This is a genomic window from Streptomyces sp. W1SF4, from assembly GCF_003950035.1.
Lineage (GTDB): Bacteria > Actinomycetota > Actinomycetes > Streptomycetales > Streptomycetaceae > Streptomyces > Streptomyces racemochromogenes.
The window spans coordinates 79,418-96,268 of record NZ_CP034351.1; the positions used below are offsets into that span (position 1 = coordinate 79,418).

Consider the following 16,851-nt stretch of genomic DNA (forward strand, 5'->3'; position numbering starts at 1 on the left):
CGAACGGAGTAACGACTGAACGACATTGCGGACACGGCCTAGGGGGTCCCCCGGAGCAGGCGTGCGAGTTCGCTGCGGGCGGCGGCCTCGGTCAGCCCGAGCGCGGCCGCGGCCCGCGCCGGGGTCGAGTCCTGCTGGGTGTACCGGGATGCCCAGTACCCGGCCCTGCGGGCGGTGGTCTCGATCCGGCGCACCGCGCGGACCGCGGCGAGCGGCGAGGTTTCGGCGAGTTTGCCGATCTCGGCTTCCAGCTGGGTCAGGAGGCTGGTGACGGTCTCCGGCAGCGGAATGGTGGCGGCTTCGACGTCGGTGGTGTGGTCGTCCCAGTCCTGGCAGCACGCGTCCGCCTGCTCGTCGGCGGCGTCCTCCAGGTCCTGCCCGCCGATGACCTCCCAGTCCAGGGCGTGCTCCGGGCCCGTCCACCCACACGAGCACACCCCGCGCAGCGCTGCCGCGCGGGGGACGTGGGGGAAGCGGCCGTCGTAGACGGACCAGTGGGAGCTCTGGTGCACGTCCGGGCCGGAGCCGGTGTCGAAGAGCGCCGGCGGCGGAACGCTGCCGTCGGGCAGGAGGACTCCGACCGAGCCCGCGTGGGAGCGGCCGAACTCTTCCGTGGTCCAGGTCTCCCGGTCGTCCTCCATCGTGCCCTCCCGTTTCCGTATGCGGGCCACCATGGCGGGGACCACTGCCTCGACCATGGCGCACCGCGGCCGCGTGGTCAGGAGAACCGGACAACTTCCTCCTGCCGCCCTTCGCGTCGCCGGGCGGTAGGCACGGTCGCCAGCGGTGTCCGGTCGGTCGGGGGGGCAGGCGGATTCGCGTGGTCAGTCGGTGCAGGTGCCGATCGGCGTCGGGGCGCAGTTGGTGAAGATGTTCTCGGTGACGGTGGTGGTGCCGGTGAGGTTGACGGTGCCGCTTTCGTTGAAGATGCCGCCGGGGGTGCTGACTCCCGCGGAGTTGCGGGTCACCGGGCTGTCGCGGACGGTCAGGGTGGAGCCGCGGTTGGCGAGGCCGCCGCCCCCGTCGCCGAAGGAGCGGTTGGCGAAGACGTTGGTACGCAGCAGGGTGAGGTTGCTGCCGCCGCGCGTCGTGGCGCCGCCGCCGATGCCGTCGGCGGAGACGTTGCCACGGATGAGGGTGTCGGTGACGGTGCCGGTGGTGTTGTAGGCGGCGATGCCCCCGGCATCGTATTGGGCCGCGTTGTCGGTGATGTTGCTGTTGGTCACGGTCAGGGTTGCATTGGTGCCGTCGATGCCACCACCGTCCGATCGGGCGGCGTTCCCGGCGATGGTGGAACCGGAGATGGTGGCTGTGCCGTTGGAGGCGGCGATGCCGCCTCCGTTTTCCGAAGAGTAGTTGTAGGTCACGGTGCTGTTGCGGACGATGAGCGTGCCTCCGCTGAAAACTCCTCCGCCGTCGACTCCGGCACCGCCCCTGTTCTTGGTGACGGTGGTGGAGTTGAGGGTGAGGGTGGTGCCGGCGTAGGCCACGATGCCGCCACCTGCGCCCAATGCCGAGCGGCCCTCGCTGACGGTGACGTTGTTCAGCGTCAGCCGGCCGCCGGGCCCGCTGACTTCGAGGATGCGGAAGTCGGTGGCGGACTGGCGGCGGATCGTGCTGCCGTTGCCGATGACGTTGATGTCGCTGATGACCTTGGGCAGGCCGTTGCCGGGGTTGTCGGCGGCCGTGAGGGTGTAGGTGCAGCCCGGGGCGAGGAAGAGGGTGTCCGGGCCGGGGAGGGTGTTGGCCTGGTTGACGGCGGTGCGCAGGGCTGTCGCGCTGCAGGGGACGAACAGCTGGATGTGCGCCTGGGCGGGGGTGGGCAGGGCGACCAGCGTCGCCAGGGCCCCGGCGGCGCCCACGAGGGCGGTGAGCTTGACCTTGAGCATGGTTCGCAAAATATGTATATCTACTCAGAGGGGGCCGGGGCGACACCACGCCAGTCGCCCGCATGGGGCATTCCCACCGCCCCTTCGGCCCCGGCACGACCCCGCAGCGGGTCGTTTGCGGACGGCCTTCAGCGCAGGAGCCACTTCCTGGTCAGGTCCATGACCTGTGCGCGGCTGTGGGCGCCGTGGTCGGCGGCGACGGCGTAGCTGCCCAGCCGCACCGAGAAGGTGAGCATGCAGCGCACCTCGACGTCGTCCTCGTCGGTGCAGAACTCCCGGAACAGCGAACGCAGGTATTCCATGCGCCGGTTGTCGACGCGGCGCAGCCGCTCCGCGACGGCCCCGTCGCGTCGCGACCAGTCGCGGATCGCGAGGTCGAGCGCCACGCCGGTGGCCGGCCCGTCCTCGATTTCGGCGACGAGCGTGAAGAGCCGCTGCAGCCGGGCCCTGGCGTCCCCGCCGCCGCTCTCGACCTGCTCGATCACCGCCTCGGTGACCGACCGTTCCCAGGTGTCGAGCATCTCGTCGAGGAGTGCGCCGCGGTTGCGGAAGTAGCCGTAGAAACCGCCCTTGCTGACGCCGAGCGCCTGCGCGAGCGCCTCGATGCGGACGGCCTCGGGTCCGCCCGCGGCGAGCGCCCGCAAGCCTTCGTCGATCCACTTGCCGCGCGGTGTGCGGGTCACGCCCACGGTGTCTCCCCTCATGCGGCACCCGTCTATACGGTGCCGTATAGACGGGTGCTAGCCTTCTTCTATACGGCATCGTATAGACAGGAGCTTGCTCGTGAGACTCCCGAAATCCGCGCACACCTCCCGCCCCTGGCGGATCCACGAGATCGCAGGCGACTTCCATGTCGAGGACGTCTGGGCACTGCCGACACCGGGCGGAGCGGACGATCTGGCCCTGCTCGTGGAGCAGTTCGCGAACGGCGCGGGCGATCCCGCTCCGTCTCCTGTGGGCCGTGCTCTCTTCGCGCTCCGCTGGAAGCTCGGCGCCCTGTTCGGCTGGGACAAGCCCTCCGACGGCATCGGCGCCCGGGTGCCGACGTTGCGCGACCGGCTACCGGCGGACCTCCGCGAGGGCCCCCGGGGCCCGGACACCACGTCGGTTCCGTTCACCTCCGTCTTCCTGACCCACGACGAGTGGGCCGCGGAGATGGCCAACCGGACCATGCACGGAGTGATGCACATCGGCTGGGTCCCGGACGGATCCGGCGGCCACCGCGGCCAGATGGCCGTCCTGGTCAAGCCGAACGGACGTCTCGGCGCGCTCTACATGCTGGGCATCAAGCCCTTCCGCTACCTCGGGGTCTACCCGGCGCTGATCCGCGGCATCGGCCGCGAGTGGGAGCGGCGCGCAGTGGAGCGTGAGCGCGAGCGTGGGCCCGAGCGCCTCAAGGGTGTCTCAGAAGGGCCGGCCGAGTGACCTGCCGTCAGGAGGGGTGCCGCGGAAACGGCCGCGTGCCCCCCTGTCGGCGTCCAGGGCCGTGTGCGGTCAGGACAGGACGCCGATCAGGAACTGGACGGTGAACAGGGCGACCAGGCAGAAGCCGACGGCGGCGAGGAGCCACTGGGCTGCGCCGCGGGGGCTGTCGAAGCGGGTGAAGTAGCCGCCGACGCCGGCGAGGCCGAGGAGGGCGCCGCACCAGAAGACCGGGCCGTCGTGCCACTTCGCCAGTACGGCTACGCCGGCCAGCAGGAGGGCCAGTGCGGTCAGTTGACCGCGCGTGGTGATGGTCTGCGGCCTGTCCCCCGAGTGAGTCATGCCCGAATCCTAGCCGGGCCTGTGGATCACGCTCAGAGCGGGCACGATCGCCTCGTTTTCGAAGCCGCCCGTGCGTGCGAAGCCGAGGGGCGCGCCGGGATACTGGCCGCCATGACGCACACCCCTGCCACACCCGCCCCGTTCTCACGGATCAAGATCCGGACCGGGGCGCTGGTGTTCTGCGGCGACGACGTCGCCCTCATCCGCCGCGACCGCGCCGACTCCACCCACTACACCCCGCCCGTCGAAGACGGCGAAGACCTCACCGCCGCCCTCTCCCGCGAGCTCGCCGAGGAACTGGGCCTCGACACCGCACGGGCCGAGGGCGGTGACCTGATGTGGACGGTCGACCAGCGCGTCACCCGCCCCGGCCCCACTCCGCCCCCGCGCAAGCTCCACCTGATCTACCGCTTCCACATCAGCCCCGGCCTGCGGGCGACCCTCGCCGAACAGGAACGGGACGAGCTCCCCGACGGCAGTTTCGAGGTGGGCGTGATCGAGTGGATCGACTACCGCAAGGCCGCCGAGCTGCCGATCTTCCCTCCCATCGGTCCCGCCCTCGCCGCCCTCGCCAGTCCCCGTGCCGCCGTCACCGACGCGGCCCTGGACGCCGTCACCGACGCGAACTACACGTGGGTCTGAGTCCCGCCGTGAAGCCGGCCGACCGCGTACGGCTGCTCGCGGCGTGAACCCGTCAACTACGGTGTCCGGTATGACGAACGCGGAGCCCCGGCCCGATCTCCGGCCCCCGAGCCTGAACGCCGACGAGAAGACCACCCTGCTGGCCTTCCTGGACTATCTCCGCGAGTCCGTCGTGGCGAAGGCGGCAGGCGTCCCGGAGCCTGCGGTCCGCACGGCTGGTGTCCCGTCCGGGACCAGCCTGCTCGGCCTGCTCAAGCACCTGACGGCCGTCGAGCTCAACTGGTTCGTCTGGGCCTACGCCGGCTCCGGGCCGCAGCCGTGGGATGACGAGGCGGCGGTCGCCGCCGACGACACCGTGACGGGCCTGGTGGACGCCTACCGGCGCGCGGTCGCCCGTGCCAACGAAGTCGCCCTGGCCTGCCCCGATCTGGACCGCCCGGGCGCCCGCTCACTGCGCGAGACGCCGCCGCCCTCGATGCGGTGGGTACTGGTCCACATGATCGAGGAGACGGCCCGGCACGCCGGCCACGCCGACATCCTGCGCGAGCGTCTGGACGGCTCGATCGGCCGGTGATCCGGGGTTCACCTGGAGCGGCGGCGTCGGGTACGAACTCACCGCCCGGCGTGACCGCCTCCGGCGGGCCCCGTGGAGCCACCCGCTCCGCGCCGGGGCGGTCGACGCCGGCGGCTGCCGAGTACGCGGCCTCGGACGGGACCGGGGCGACCACTCGTCAGGCAGGACCGGGGGCTCCGGGGCCGGCGGATCCTAGTAGCCGGTGAACCAGACCCAGTCACCGGACTGCTGCTCGGGGATGTACTTGTCCTGGGACCAGCGGAAGGTGGTGCCGGTGCAGCCGCCGTTGTTGAAGGACTTCACCCGGACGGTGCCCTTCCACCACCAGCCGGATATCTGGGTCGAGCCTCCGGGGGAGACCGTGAAGCACTGGCTGACGTGGTAGCCGTTCTGGTTGTGGCCCTCGATCTGGATCGAGTGGGCCGAGTAGGAGTTGTCCCTGAAGGCGATCTGCTGGCCGTTGCCGGCGGCGGCCGCGGGGCCCGCTGCGGCCAGCAGGGTCGCGCCGGCGAGCGCGACGGCGGCGGCCGCGGTGCCGCGCGGGGTGATGCTCTTGAACACGGAAATCCCTCCGTTGGTTCCGAACGCCCACGTTCGGAGCTTGTTGTCATATTAATGATCTTGAGCGGTCACGGCCCGGAATCGGCTCCGGCGAGTCGGACACCGAACCGCCGACGCCCCGGTTACGGGGGTAGGTTGGGGCTGTGATCGACTTTGTTCGGGATGCTCCGGTCGAAGGCAGCCTTGACGTCGTGTGGCACGCCGGCTGGCCTTCCCCCAAGCACGACCCCGCCCCGGAGATCCAGGTCCACGCCTACTCCGAGCACACGGTGCTGCTGCGCCAGAACATGTCCGTGCACTTCGAAGCCCCGTTCCTCTTCCTGCTCTTCGGCAACGACCGGGCTCTGCTCCTCGACACCGGCGCGTCCGCCGACCCGGCCCACTTCCCCCTGCGGGAGACGGTCGACCGGCTCGTCGCGCAGTGGCTGGAGCGCCATCCGAGGCCCGCGTACGCGCTGCTGGTCGCCCACACCCACGGGCACGGCGACCACGTCGCGGCGGACGGGCAGTTCGCGGACCGGCCCGACACCACGGTCGTGGGCCCGGGGCTGGAGGAGGTCACGGCCGCCTTCGGTCTCGCCGACTGGCCGCACCGCGCCGGGACGGTGGACCTGGGCGGGCGGATCCTCGATCTGATCCCCGGCCCCGGCCACCAGCGGGCGGCGCTGGTCTTCCACGACCGGCACACCGGCCTCCTGCTGACCGGCGACTCCCTCTACCCCGGGCGCCTCTACATCGAGGACCGGGCGGCCTACTCGGCCACCGTCGACCGGCTGCTCGGCTTCTGCGCCACCCGGCCCGTCCGCCATGTGCTCGGCTGCCACATCGAGATGACCACCACGGCGGGCGAGGACTACCCGCGCGGCACCGTGCACCAGCCGGACGAGCCGCCGCTCCAGCTCACCGTGGACCACCTGCGCGCCCTGCGCAGGGCCCTCGACGAGACCGCGGACGGCCACGGCGCCCACCCGTACGGGGAGTTCGTCCTCGTCTACCGGGACTGACCGCCGAGGCCCCGGTCGGGCAGGTACCAGCGGTAGGGGGCGACGAGGACCCCGATGCCGTCCGGGCCCCAGCTGCCGGGGGCGTACGGTTCGACCGGCGGGGGCGCCTCGAGCAGCGGGGCGGCGACCTCCCAGAGGCGTTCGACGCCGTCGGACCGGGTGAACAGGGCCTGGTCGCCCCGCATGGCCTCCAGGAGGAGGTGCTCGTACCCCTCCAGGGAGTTCTGCGCGGCGAACGAGGTGCGGTAGTCGAACACCATGGCGGCGTCGGCGAGCCGCATCGACGGCCCGGGTTCCTTGGCGAGGAAGCGGGCGGTGATCGAGCCGGGGTCGCCGAAGTCGATGACCAGCGCGTTGTTCCGGCCGTCGGCGGTGGCCCGGGCGTCCAGCGGGAACATCCGCAGGACCGGCTCGCGCAGGCCGAGCGTCACCACGTGCCGGCCTTCGGCGAGGGCCTTGCCCGTGCGGAGGTGGAAGGGGACCCCCGCCCAGCGCCAGTTGTCGATGCCGACGCGCAGCGCCACGAAGGTCTCGGTGTCCGAGGCCGGGTCGACGCCCTGCTCCTGGCGGTAGCCGGTGTACTGGCCCCGGACGACGTGGGCGGGGTCCAGGGGGCGCATGCTGTGGAAGACCTTGGCCTGTTCGTCGCGCAGCGCGTCACCTTCCAGGGCGACGGGGGGTTCCATGGCGATGAAGCCGAGCAGCTGGAACAGGTGGGTGACGACCATGTCGCGGAAGGTGCCGGTGCCCTCGAAGAAGCGGGCGCGGCCCTGGATGTCGATGTGCTCGGGCACGTCGATCTGTACGTGGCTGATGTGCTCGCGGTTCCACAGCGGTTCGAAGAGGCCGTTGGCGAAGCGGAGCGCGAGGACGTTGTCGACGGCCTCCTTGCCGAGGAAGTGGTCGATCCGGAACACCCGTGACTCGTCGAAGACGGCGTGGATGGCGGCGTTGAGGGCGCGGGCGGAGGCGAGGTCGGTGCCGAAGGGCTTCTCGACGATGACCCGGCCCCCCTCGGCGAGCCCCGTGTCGCCGAGCAGGGCGATGACGGAGCGGAACGCGACGGGGGGCACGGCGAGGTGGAAGAGCCGGCGGGGGCGGCCCCCGAGGGCGGTCTCGGCCTCCCGCACCGCCGCGAGGAGGGGCTCCGCGGCTCCCGTGTCGGCCGCGCCGAAGGACAGGGCGGCTTCGAACGCCTCCCACTGCGGGCCCTCGGGCCGGGAGCGGCCGAACTCCGCGACGGCCCGCCGCGCGTGGGCGCGGAACTCGGCGTCGGTGGGGGCCCCGGCGGCCGGGGCCGTGCCGACGATCCGGTAGCGCGGGGGCATCAGCCCGGCCCGTGCCAGGTGGAACAGCCCGGGCAGCAGCTTGCGCCGCGCGAGGTCGCCGGTGGCGCCGAACAGCACGATGACGTGGTCCGCGGGGGGTCCGTCGTCCCCGTCGGAGGGGAGGGCTTGGGGAGGCTGGACGGGCGGCTGGGTCATGGGGGCCTCACTCGTCCTCACTCGTCCGCGCCCGGGCGCTGCGCCGGGGGCACCGGCGCGATCCGGGCGGCCGGGCGTCCTCGGGGTCCACTGTGCGGACTCCCGGCCGGTCCGGCACCCCGGGCCCGTCCGAACCGGTGGCGGACCCGGTCGGGGTGGGGGCGTACGGCGTCCACGGCGGTCCGCTCGGCGGGTCAGGCCGGTACGACCTCGACGGGGAGCCCGGCGGCCCGTGCCGCGGCGACCGTGTCCGCGGTGCCGCCCGGGCGGCCCGGCAGGCCGTTCCACACCGCCACCAGCAGGTCGGCCCGGCCCAGGAGCACGCGGCTGGCGGCGCCGTAGGCCCGCGCGGAGGCCTGCCGGTACGGCAGGACCGTCACCGCGGCCGCGGCGTCGTGCAGACGGTCGAAGTGTGCCGCGTAGTGCGGGGCGACCATCCTCGCGCGGTAGTCGTGCGACGGGAGGACGACCTCCAGCCGGCCGCCGGCTTCCAGGACGAGGCCCGCGAACAGGGCGTCGGCACCCTCGGCCAGGCAGGAGAGGCCGGTCAGCCCGTCGGCGCAGGAGCGCGCGAGGACGGCGCGCAGGGAGTCGGCGATGACGGCCGACCTCGCCGGGTCGATGCGCGTGTGCCCGGTGACCGCGACCGTCGCCACACCCCACCCCCGAGAAGCCTCGTTGCGGCCGTCCGTTGCGGCCGTCCGTTGCGGCCGTCCGTTGCGGCCGTTTCGTCCCGGCCGAACGATAGCGAACCCGGCGCCCGTGGGCCGCAACGCTGCCGGTACAGTCCCCCTTCGATCTTGATCAACTCGGGGGACGGGGCGTGGGATGGCACAGCGGGACGGGTACGGCGGGCAGGGGGGCCTGCCGGGCGGGTGGGCTCCGGCGGGGCGGACCGGCGCCCCGCCGTACGGGGCGCCGCCGGCGGAGCGGGAGCGGAGGCGGCGCCACGGCTGTGTGACGGCCCTGATGGCCCCCTTCGTCGCGGCCGCCCGTTTCCAGCGCCCGGGACGCGAGGACCGGCTGGCCGACCCCGCCATGTCCCGCGCCCAGGTGGCCCGTACGTGCATCGGCCTAGGTGCCACGGCCTGGCTGTTCTACGCGTACTCGTTGCGCCAGGGGGCCAAGGACGTGATCGACGACAAGCTCACCGAGATGCTGCTCGCCGCCGCCGTGCTGATGGTCGTGGGACCGCTGGTGGTCGGCGCCTTCGTGGTCGCGGCCCGGCCGCGGCTGCGCGGCCTGTACCGCCGACGGCTGCCGGGGCCGCTGACGGCGTTCGGCGTGCTCTTCGGCGCGGCTGCCCTGCTGGCCTTCGCCTTCAGGCGCGACCTGCACGACCGGCTGTTCGGGGGGATCGGGGACGTCGGCTTCGTCCTGAGCCTGCTCCTCGGGCTGACCGCGCTGTTCCTGCTGCCCTTCGTGCTGGCCTCCTCCGTGCTGTGCGTCCACCACTCCTTCCGGACCGCCGACGTCCACGAGGTGCTGCCGCCGCTGCTGTCGCCGGTCGTCGTCGTGGCGATGTCGGTCCTCCAGGCGGTCGACGGAGCACCGGTCAACGCCCCTCAGGGCGTGTGGTTCCTCTTCCTGGCCGGTGCGCCGCTGTCGGTGACCGCCCTGTCCGTCTGGGAGCTGCGCCGGCTGCGCACCCGGTACGGGATCACCCTGCGCGGCGCCCTGGGCCGGTAGGCACGGCGGTCCTGGAAGACCGCGAGCCGGTCGCGCCCGGGTCACCGGGGGTGATCCGGGCGCGCGGGCGGGGTCAGGGGTGGGCGGCGTCGGCCTCCGGGTGGAGGCGGGTCCAGGCGGCGGCGAACATCTCGTGCAGCGGAGCGGGCGGCAGGATCCGGCCGAACGGGGAGCGGATGCTGTTGCCCCACAGCGGGCGGACCTCGTGCGGGGCCAGTTTGGCCGTCTCCAGGGGCAGGTGCGGCAACTTGAGCTCCGTCCACTCCCCGGGCAGGAACAGGGTGCGGCCGGCTCGGGCCCGTTTGGCCTCCACCACCGCGCCCGTGGCGAGGAGTTCCGTCCGGACCTCGGTGTGCCGTCTGGCCGTCCAGCCGTTCCACCGGCGTACGTTCCGGTCGGTGGGGGCCGCCAGGGTCGCCAGCTGGAGGTAGAGCGCGGCCGCGTCCGGGCCCGTGCCCAGTCGCTCCGCGGCGCGGGCCACCAGGTCGGGGCAGGACTGCCGCGGGTCCGCTTCGTACGCGCCGGCCGGCACCGCCCCGGAGGCGGCCCGGCGCATCATGCGCTCCAGGCCGCCGCCGGGCAGCAGCGGGGCGACCCGGTCCAGTTCCTCGGTCAGATCGGTGAGTTCCCGCACCCGGTCCCACACCTCGGGGTCGGCGACGGCCGCCGGCCGCAGGAAGGAGGCTCCGCCGGGCGCGCACACCACCAGGGGTCCCGAGTCGAACGCGGTCACCGGGACGGGCCCCTCCTCCTCGCGGGAGTCCATCGCCACCGGGAGCCGTCCGGGCCCGAACCGTTGCGCGATGTCGGCGGAGGTCTTCCGGACGCGTCCGCCACCCAGGGGCAGCAGCAGTTCCGGGCGGCCCAGTTCCGCCCGCAGCCGTTCGTACAGGGCCGTCGCCCCCGCCACCGCGGGATCTCCCGCGGGACGGTCCGTCCACGCCCACACCAGCGCGCTCGCGATCTGCCCGAGGTCGAGGCCCACCGGGGTGCGGTGCGGCGGCTTCGGGCCGGCCGGGGGGACGGGGCGGACTTCCACCCCGATGCCGTGCGGGGTGGCCGCCAGTTCCCAGCCGGCGGCCTCCACGGTGTCGTCCGCGGCCGCCCCGTACCCGCCGGCGAGCCGCCGCGCCCACACCTCGGACAGCCCGAGCGCGTCCTCCAGGGCGTCCGCCGCCTCGTCGTGGACGGCGGGCAGCACGCCCACGAGCTCCCGCCACACCGCGGCCATCCGCTCCACCGCGGCCTCGACGCCGCCGGGCCGCCACAGCTCGGCCGGGTCATCGGGCAGGGCGGCCGCGAGGACGGCCCTGCGGCCCGGGCCGCCGAGCCGGGCGCGCAGCGCCTCGTATGCCCGCGCCGTCAGCGGCGTCGCCTTGTACGGGGCCTTGCCCACCAGGGTGCGCTGCTCCTCGCGGTCGGGCCGGCCGACGAGGCCGGCCACCACGAGCCGGGCCACCGCCCGCCGCACGCCGGTCAGCGCGGCGAACCGGGCGGCCGCCGGCTCGGGCACCGGGAGCGGGCCGTGCTCCTCGACGGCGGCGATCAGCGCCCGCAGCCGGGCCGCGTCGTCCCGTTCCACCCGGACCGGCCGGGCCTCCGGAACGGCCGCCGGCACCGGGTCGTCCGCGCCGTCGGCGGCGGCCGCCACGAACCAGCACTGCGCACTCCCGGGCCGTACCGCGGCGGACGCGACCGCGGTGCCGGCCCTGCGTAGCCCGTCCAGGACGTCGGCGGCCGCGCGCCCGGTCCACCAGCGGCCGCCCGGCCGGGCGAACGGCTGGTCGGCCCAGGTGTCCAGCAGGGCGGTCAGCGCGGCCCGTTCCCCCTCCGGGGTCGGTGCGACCGCCGCCCGCCAGGCCACCGCGTCGATCGCGCCGAGCAGCTGCGACCAGTCCTGCGGCGGCGCCGGCGGCGACAGCCGGCGCACCTCCTCCACGATGGTCCCGGCCAGGCAGGCGCCGTCGGCCACCAGGGCGCTCAGCGTGGCGGGCAGCGCCACGTCCGCGGTGCGCCGCCAGGCGTCCTGCCGCTCGTACGCCACCAGCCCGCACAGCGCGGGCATCAGCTCGCCGTCCGGCACGGACCGGCGCGGCAGGACCGGCGGCGCCTGTGCGAGGAGGGTCACCCGGCGGTGCAGGGCGAGCCGGCGCTCCTCCACCCGCAGGGCCCGGGCGGCGACGGCCGCGACGGCCCCGGCGAGCACCGGGTCGGTGACGGCGGGCAGCTCACGGGCCACGGCGGCCCGCAGCCCCTCCGCCCCGGTGCGGGCGGCCGCCAGCAGCGCCTGCGCGGTCTCCCGGCTGACGGCGCGCAGCGCCCGGGACCCGGCCGCGTCCCGGGTCCGCAGCAGGTACCAGAACGCGGGCGGCAGGGCCACGCCACCCGAGGCGGTGGCCTGCCGGACGGGCTTGACCCGCGGGTGCCGGGGCGAGGCGTGCCCGTCGAGCTCCCACAGCAGGACGCCGTCCGCCGCGTAGGCGCGCACGCCCGTCCAGGTCTGCGCCTCGGCGAGCACCACGTCCTGGGCCGCTCCCTCCGGCGGTGCCCACAGGCCCCACGGTTCCTGCCCCGGCCGGTCGATGTCGAACAGGGCCTTGCGGCCATCGATGCTCTCGACGAGGTAGTGGTCGGGTGCGTGGTCGCGGTGCCGGGTGCGGAACAGGATCCGGGTGCCGGCCAGGCCGTCCCGGCTGCCCAGCGGGGAGCCGGTCACAGCGGCGGGCAGCGGCGCCAGTTGCAGGGCCTCCCGGGCGACGCTCATCCCGGCCTCGGACGGCTCGGCGGCGGGATCGGAGCCGGCCGGGCGGCCCGGGAAGTCCGGCAGGGGCACCGGGCCCCGCCGCTCGCCGGAGGCCGGGTCCACCGCCTCCCACGCCTGGTCGTCGAAGACGCCGTTGACCCAGATCCGCGTCCCGTCGCCGAGCTGGAGCTCGTGGCCGTCGATGCCCTCGCGGCCGCCCGGGCGCAGGGCCCGCTGCCCGCCGTGGCGCCCGCCCCCGTCGGCGGTCTCGAACTGGAAGCCGTACGCCCCGTCCAGGGAGCCGCCGAAGGGCACCAGGCCGCGCTGCTGCTCCGGGGTGAAGGGCTCGTCGGGCCGGTCGGCCCACACGGCGGTGTCGCAGAAGTACGGGCTCGGCTTGAGGGTCCAGCTGACGAGGAACGAGCCGCCGACGTAGTGGACCGCGAACATGGTCGCCCCGTCGGGCACCGTGAAGCGGCAGGTGCCGCGCACCCCGTCCGGGGCGACGGCCACGGCCCGGTCCCGTCCGAAGACCGTCAGCACCGGCCAGGTGGAGGTGACCCCCTCGACCCCCGGCAGGGGTCCCGCGGCCTGCTCGGGGCCGGGTTCCGCGGCCGACGCGAAGTCGGCGTAGACCGCTTCCAGTTCGGGCCAGGCCAGTTCCTCCGGCAGGCCCGCGGTCAGTGCCCGCCGCAGCGCGCCGGCCGCGCCCGCTCCGGCCAGGGCGTCGGCGATCCCGCCGAGTGCCGTCACCGTGGGCCGGTCCAGCAGGGTCTCCAGCTCCGCCAGGGACTCCTCGGCGCCGGCCATGCCCCCGCCGCCGACGGTGTCGACGAGCTTTGCGACGCGCGCCGCGACCTCCTGGGCGATGCCCTCGTTGCCCGGCAGCAGGGTGATGGCCGTTCCGGCCCGGCGGCCCCGCGCCAGCGGCCGGTTCGGGAGCAGGTGCTCGTGCACGGTGCCCTCCAGCCGGGGGCCGAACACCGGGTCGGCGGCGAGGGCGGTCAGGTCGCGCCGGGACCGCTCGCCCCAGAACCGCATCCGTGTCTCCGGCCCCGGGTCGACGACCGCCACCCCCGCCGCCAGCAGGGCGTCCAGCACGTCCGCGTCGAAGCCGTGGTAGTGGTGCCGGGTGGTGTGCGCGGTCACCGGGCTTCCCTGCGCCCGCAGCCGCGGCCCCAGCTCGCCGATCAGGTCGAGGAACCCGTCGGGCAGCGGCTGGCGCGTGACACCGCCGCCGGCGGCCCGGGTGTACTGGTACATGTGCACGAAGTGCCCCACCCAGCGGTGCAGTCCGCCGTCCGGCACGATCCGCCCGTCGGCCATCGCCGCGGCCGCGCCGCAGCCGATCAGCAGCCGCAGCCACGCCCCGCCGTCGGTCGCTCCTTCGGGGAACACCTCCACCAGCCCGGCGGACACCGCGTCCGTCGGCGGACGGCTGGTCAGGGCGGAGCACGCCGCGTCCAGCAGGGCGTCCGGCACGGACTTCCTCCGGGTGGCCGACAGGATCGAGCCGGTCATCCGCGCGACCTCCTCGTCCCCGTGCCCGGCGGCCTTGGCGGAGGCGCGGACCCGCCGCACCAGGTCCGCCGGCAGGTCGGCCCGCGAGCCGGCCCACGCCGTGAGGAACCGCTCCAGTTCCTTGTGGGCGTCGGCGGGCTCCAGCGTCGCGGTGAGGAAGCGCTGGTGGGCGCCGAACTCCTTGGCCGGCACGGCCCCGCCCGCCGCGAACAGCAGTGCGTTCGCCCGGCGGTAGCCGGGGTCCACCGGCAGCCCGTGCTCCGCCTCGGCCGTCCGCGCCGCGGCGTAGGCCCGCCCGCCCGGCCGGCTCCCGTACCCGATCAGGCGGTGGCCCACCGTGTCCCAGAACCAGGGCAGGTGGGCCGGGGGCAGCTGCCGCGCCCGGTACGCCATCGTGTCCACGAAACCGCCGGGCTTGTGGTGGGACCGGCGGAGTTCGGTGGTCATGAACTCGACCAGGTCGCGCGCGGCCGGGGCCGCGCCCGGGTCGTGGGCGGCGGCCCAGTCGGCGTAGGTGGTCGAGGTGTGCGCACCACCGGAGGGCAGCAGGGATTCCAGAGAGACGATCACACCCGCGATCGTCGCACGGTCCTCTGACAGGCCCCGACGTCACAAGCTCTTCATGTGCTGTGCATGGTTCCGGCGGCGTCCGGCGCCCATGATCGGCGCACAACGACCGGTCCGCGTACCCGAGGAGCACCCCGTCATGTCCAGCCGCCGTACGTTCCTGGCCGGTTCGACCGCCGCGCTCGGCCTCGCCGCCACCGCGGCCCACGCCGCGCCCTCGGTGACGGCCCCGCAGCCGGCCGCCGCGGCCGGCGGCCGGCTGCCGAACCTGGTCGTCGTCCTCGCCGACGACCTCGGCTACGGGGAACTCGGCGCGTACGGACAGAAGCTGATCGCCACGCCCCGGCTGGACCGGCTCGCGGCCGAGGGCCTCCGGTTCACCGACGCCTACTCCACCGCCGCCGTCTGCGCGCCCTCGCGCGGTTCCCTGCTCACCGGGCTCCACACCGGCCACGCCACCGTCCGCGCCAACCCCTCCTCCGGGGGCCAGGGTTCCCTGACGGCCACCGACACCACCTTCGCCCAGGTGCTGCGGGCCCGTGGCTACCGGACCGCCGTGATCGGCAAGTGGGGCTTCGGGCCGGAGGCCGCCGGCCAGGACAGCCACCCGGCCGCGCGCGGCTTCGAGGAGTTCTACGGCTACATCGACCACAGCCACGCGCATCAGTACTACCCCGAGTACCTCTGGCACAACGACGTCAAGGAGCCGATCCCGGCCAACGCGGGCGGTGCGAAGGCCGTGTACGCCCCGGAGCTGCTGGAGCGGCGGGCCCTGGAGTTCATCGGGGAGCACGCCGCGGAACCGTTCCTGCTCCTGCTCACCCCGAACGTCCCGCACGCCCCCAGCGACATCCCCGACACCAGCGCGTACGCCGACCGTTCCTGGACGGCCGCCAACAAGGGGCACGCCGCCCAGGTGAGCTGGTTCGACGCCCTGGTCGGCAAGGTCGTCGACCGGCTGCGCGCCCTCGGCCTGGAGCAGGACACCGTCCTCCTCGTCACCAGCGACAACGGCCCCCACGAGGAGGGCGGGGTCAACCCCGACCTGTTCGACGCCAACGGGCCGCTGCGCGGCTACAAGCGCAACCTCTACGAGGGCGGCGTGCGCGTGCCCCTCATCGCCTGGGGCCCCGGCCGGGTCCGGCAGGGCACCAGCGACCGTCCCACCCCGCTGACCGACGTCCTGCCCACCCTGGCCGAGCTCGGCGGCGCCCCCGCCCCCACCGACGTGGACGGGCTGTCCGCCGCGCCCCTGCTCGCCGGGAGCCCCGACTCGGCCCGCCACGGGCACCTGTACTGGTTCCGCGACGAGCTGGGCGTGACCAGCCGGGCCAACGCCCAGGACGCCAAGCGCGGCACCTGGCTCGCCGAGGCGGTCCGCCGGGAGAACTGGAAGGCGGTGCGCTTCGCACCCGAACGCGACCACGCCCTCCCGGACGCGAAGTGGCAGGTCGAGCTGTACGACCTGGCCGCCGACCCCGGCGAGGGCCGCGACCTCGCCGGCACCTACCCGGCCCGGGCCGCGGAGCTGGTGGCGCTGATGCGGTCCTCCTGGAAGGACCCGTATCCGCGCGTCCCGTTCGGCGTGCGCCTGTCGCCGCCCGCCCTGGCCGTCCCGGGCGAGGCGTTCACCGTGACCGCCACCCTCGACAACGGCTCCTCGCGGCCCTGGACCTCCGCCGCGCTCGCCCTGCGCGCCCCCGCCGGGTGGACGGTGGCCCCCGCGTCCCCCGCGGCCGCCGAGCAGCTCGCCGCCGGCGGCCGGCTCACCGCGTCCTGGCAGGTCACCCCGCCCGCGAACGCCGCCCCCGCGACGGCGTGGCCCCTCACCGCCGAGGGCACCGCCACCGCCCCGCAAGGCCCGGTCCGGTACGCGGCGACGGGAACCACGGCGACCCCGCCGCCGGCCCCCACGCGCGACTCGTACCTCTCCGACCTCGCCTGGATCAGCGCCGCGAACGGCTGGGGGCCGGTGGAGCGCGACACCTCGAACGGCAAGAACGCCGCCGGGGACGGCACGCCGATCTCCTTCGGGGGCACCGTCTACGCCAAGGGCCTCGGGGTCCACGCGCCGAGCGACATCGCCTACCACCTGGGCGGGGCCGCCGTACGGTTCACCTCGCTGGTCGGCATCGACGACTTCTCCGCGAAGCAGAGCACGGCCGGCGCGACCCGGGCCAAGGTCTACGGTGACGGCCGCCTGCTGCTGACCACCCCGGTCCTCACGGCCGCGGGCGGTCCCGCGGCGGTCGACCTGGACGTGCGCGGCGTACGGGTCCTGCGGCTGGTGGTCGAGGACGCCAACGACCGCACGTCCTTCGACCACACCTCCTGGGCCCTGGCCCGCGTCACGGTCTCCTGAGCCCGGGCCCGGTCCTGGACCCGACGACGGGCCCGGTCCTGGACCCGACGA

14 protein-coding genes are annotated in these 16,851 nt (G+C 74.6%); 6 read left to right on the forward strand and 8 right to left on the reverse strand.

The window, feature by feature from the left end; genetic code table 11:
• Positions 1 to 38: 38 nt before the first annotated feature.
• The 3 genes from D1J60_RS34225 to D1J60_RS34235 all read right to left on the reverse strand — a co-directional run bounded on the left by D1J60_RS34225 (position 39) and on the right by D1J60_RS34235 (position 2,578).
• Positions 39 to 698 (reverse strand): hypothetical protein, encoded by a 660-nt coding sequence (locus tag D1J60_RS34225; protein WP_241253656.1) that lies wholly within the window; start codon positions 696 to 698, stop codon positions 39 to 41.
• Positions 699 to 824: 126 nt separating this feature from the next.
• Entirely contained in the window at positions 825 to 1,889 is a 1,065-nt protein-coding gene (locus D1J60_RS34230; RefSeq protein WP_125824419.1) for a hypothetical protein, read from the reverse strand.
• 128 nt (positions 1,890 to 2,017) lie between these two features.
• Positions 2,018 to 2,578, reverse strand: a complete 561-nt coding sequence (locus tag D1J60_RS34235; protein WP_125824724.1) for a TetR/AcrR family transcriptional regulator — start codon at positions 2,576 to 2,578, stop codon at positions 2,018 to 2,020.
• Positions 2,579 to 2,672: 94 nt separating this feature from the next.
• Here D1J60_RS34235 and D1J60_RS34240 point away from each other — a divergent pair, with 94 nt between their 5' ends.
• The gene (locus D1J60_RS34240) at positions 2,673 to 3,314 is read left to right on the forward strand and encodes a DUF2867 domain-containing protein (protein WP_125824420.1); all 642 of its coding nucleotides are present in this window, start codon (positions 2,673 to 2,675) and stop codon (positions 3,312 to 3,314) included.
• A 69-nt stretch (positions 3,315 to 3,383) separates the two neighbouring features.
• Here the strand turns inward: D1J60_RS34240 and D1J60_RS34245 are convergent, their stop codons facing one another.
• On the reverse strand, positions 3,384 to 3,653 hold the full coding sequence (locus D1J60_RS34245) for a hypothetical protein (RefSeq protein ID WP_125824421.1): 270 nt from the start codon (positions 3,651 to 3,653) through the stop codon (positions 3,384 to 3,386).
• A 111-nt stretch (positions 3,654 to 3,764) separates the two neighbouring features.
• Here D1J60_RS34245 and D1J60_RS34250 point away from each other — a divergent pair, with 111 nt between their 5' ends.
• Both D1J60_RS34250 and D1J60_RS34255 read left to right on the forward strand, forming a co-directional pair.
• Positions 3,765 to 4,295, forward strand: coding sequence for an NUDIX domain-containing protein (locus D1J60_RS34250; protein WP_125824422.1), 531 nt, complete (start codon positions 3,765 to 3,767; stop codon positions 4,293 to 4,295).
• Between the two features lie 70 nt (positions 4,296 to 4,365).
• Positions 4,366 to 4,869: a DinB family protein gene (locus D1J60_RS34255; RefSeq protein WP_125597001.1), complete on the forward strand. Its 504-nt coding sequence runs from the start codon at positions 4,366 to 4,368 to the stop codon at positions 4,867 to 4,869.
• Between the two features lie 192 nt (positions 4,870 to 5,061).
• Here D1J60_RS34255 and D1J60_RS34260 read toward each other — a convergent pair whose 3' ends face one another.
• Complete coding sequence (locus D1J60_RS34260; protein WP_125596998.1) at positions 5,062 to 5,430, reverse strand: hypothetical protein; 369 nt, start codon at positions 5,428 to 5,430, stop codon at positions 5,062 to 5,064.
• Positions 5,431 to 5,573: 143 nt separating this feature from the next.
• On the opposite strand from D1J60_RS34260, the gene D1J60_RS34265 reads away from it, so the two are divergent.
• Positions 5,574 to 6,434, forward strand: coding sequence for an MBL fold metallo-hydrolase (locus D1J60_RS34265; RefSeq protein WP_125824423.1), 861 nt, complete (start codon positions 5,574 to 5,576; stop codon positions 6,432 to 6,434).
• Here D1J60_RS34265 and zwf read toward each other — a convergent pair.
• The gene (gene zwf / locus D1J60_RS34270) at positions 6,422 to 7,918 is read right to left on the reverse strand and encodes a glucose-6-phosphate dehydrogenase (RefSeq protein ID WP_125824424.1); all 1,497 of its coding nucleotides are present in this window, start codon (positions 7,916 to 7,918) and stop codon (positions 6,422 to 6,424) included. The genes D1J60_RS34265 and zwf overlap by 13 nt on opposite strands.
• 194 nt (positions 7,919 to 8,112) lie before the next feature.
• Entirely contained in the window at positions 8,113 to 8,574 is a 462-nt protein-coding gene (locus tag D1J60_RS34275; RefSeq protein WP_125824425.1) for a hypothetical protein, read from the reverse strand.
• A 172-nt stretch (positions 8,575 to 8,746) separates the two neighbouring features.
• Here D1J60_RS34275 and D1J60_RS34280 point away from each other — a divergent pair, with 172 nt between their 5' ends.
• Positions 8,747 to 9,607 carry a hypothetical protein gene (locus D1J60_RS34280; protein ID WP_125824426.1) on the forward strand — a complete coding sequence of 287 codons (861 nt, stop codon included), beginning with the start codon at positions 8,747 to 8,749 and terminating at the stop codon, positions 9,605 to 9,607.
• A gap of 73 nt (positions 9,608 to 9,680) precedes the next feature.
• Here the strand turns inward: D1J60_RS34280 and D1J60_RS34285 are convergent, their stop codons facing one another.
• A complete protein-coding gene (locus D1J60_RS34285; protein ID WP_125824427.1) occupies positions 9,681 to 14,441 on the reverse strand; it encodes a hypothetical protein in 4,761 nt (1,586 codons plus the stop codon).
• Positions 14,442 to 14,577: 136 nt separating this feature from the next.
• Between D1J60_RS34285 and D1J60_RS34290 the strand changes: the two genes are divergently transcribed.
• Positions 14,578 to 16,800: a sulfatase-like hydrolase/transferase gene (locus tag D1J60_RS34290; protein ID WP_125824428.1), complete on the forward strand. Its 2,223-nt coding sequence runs from the start codon at positions 14,578 to 14,580 to the stop codon at positions 16,798 to 16,800.
• Positions 16,801 to 16,851: the final 51 nt, after the last annotated feature.

Excerpts from the sequence above, each read along its gene's own strand:
- D1J60_RS34225 (WP_241253656.1), bottom strand. The coding sequence starts at position 698 with ATGGTCGAGGCAGTGGTCCCCGCCATGGTGGCCCGCATACGGAAACGG.
- D1J60_RS34230 (WP_125824419.1), bottom strand. The coding sequence starts at position 1,889 with ATGCTCAAGGTCAAGCTCACCGCCCTCGTGGGCGCCGCCGGGGCCCTG.
- D1J60_RS34245 (WP_125824421.1), bottom strand. The coding sequence starts at position 3,653 with ATGACTCACTCGGGGGACAGGCCGCAGACCATCACCACGCGCGGTCAA.
- D1J60_RS34250 (WP_125824422.1), top strand. The coding sequence starts at position 3,765 with ATGACGCACACCCCTGCCACACCCGCCCCGTTCTCACGGATCAAGATC.
- D1J60_RS34255 (WP_125597001.1), top strand. The coding sequence starts at position 4,366 with ATGACGAACGCGGAGCCCCGGCCCGATCTCCGGCCCCCGAGCCTGAAC.
- zwf (WP_125824424.1), bottom strand. The coding sequence starts at position 7,918 with ATGACCCAGCCGCCCGTCCAGCCTCCCCAAGCCCTCCCCTCCGACGGG.
- D1J60_RS34280 (WP_125824426.1), top strand. The coding sequence starts at position 8,747 with ATGGCACAGCGGGACGGGTACGGCGGGCAGGGGGGCCTGCCGGGCGGG.
- D1J60_RS34290 (WP_125824428.1), top strand. The coding sequence starts at position 14,578 with ATGTCCAGCCGCCGTACGTTCCTGGCCGGTTCGACCGCCGCGCTCGGC.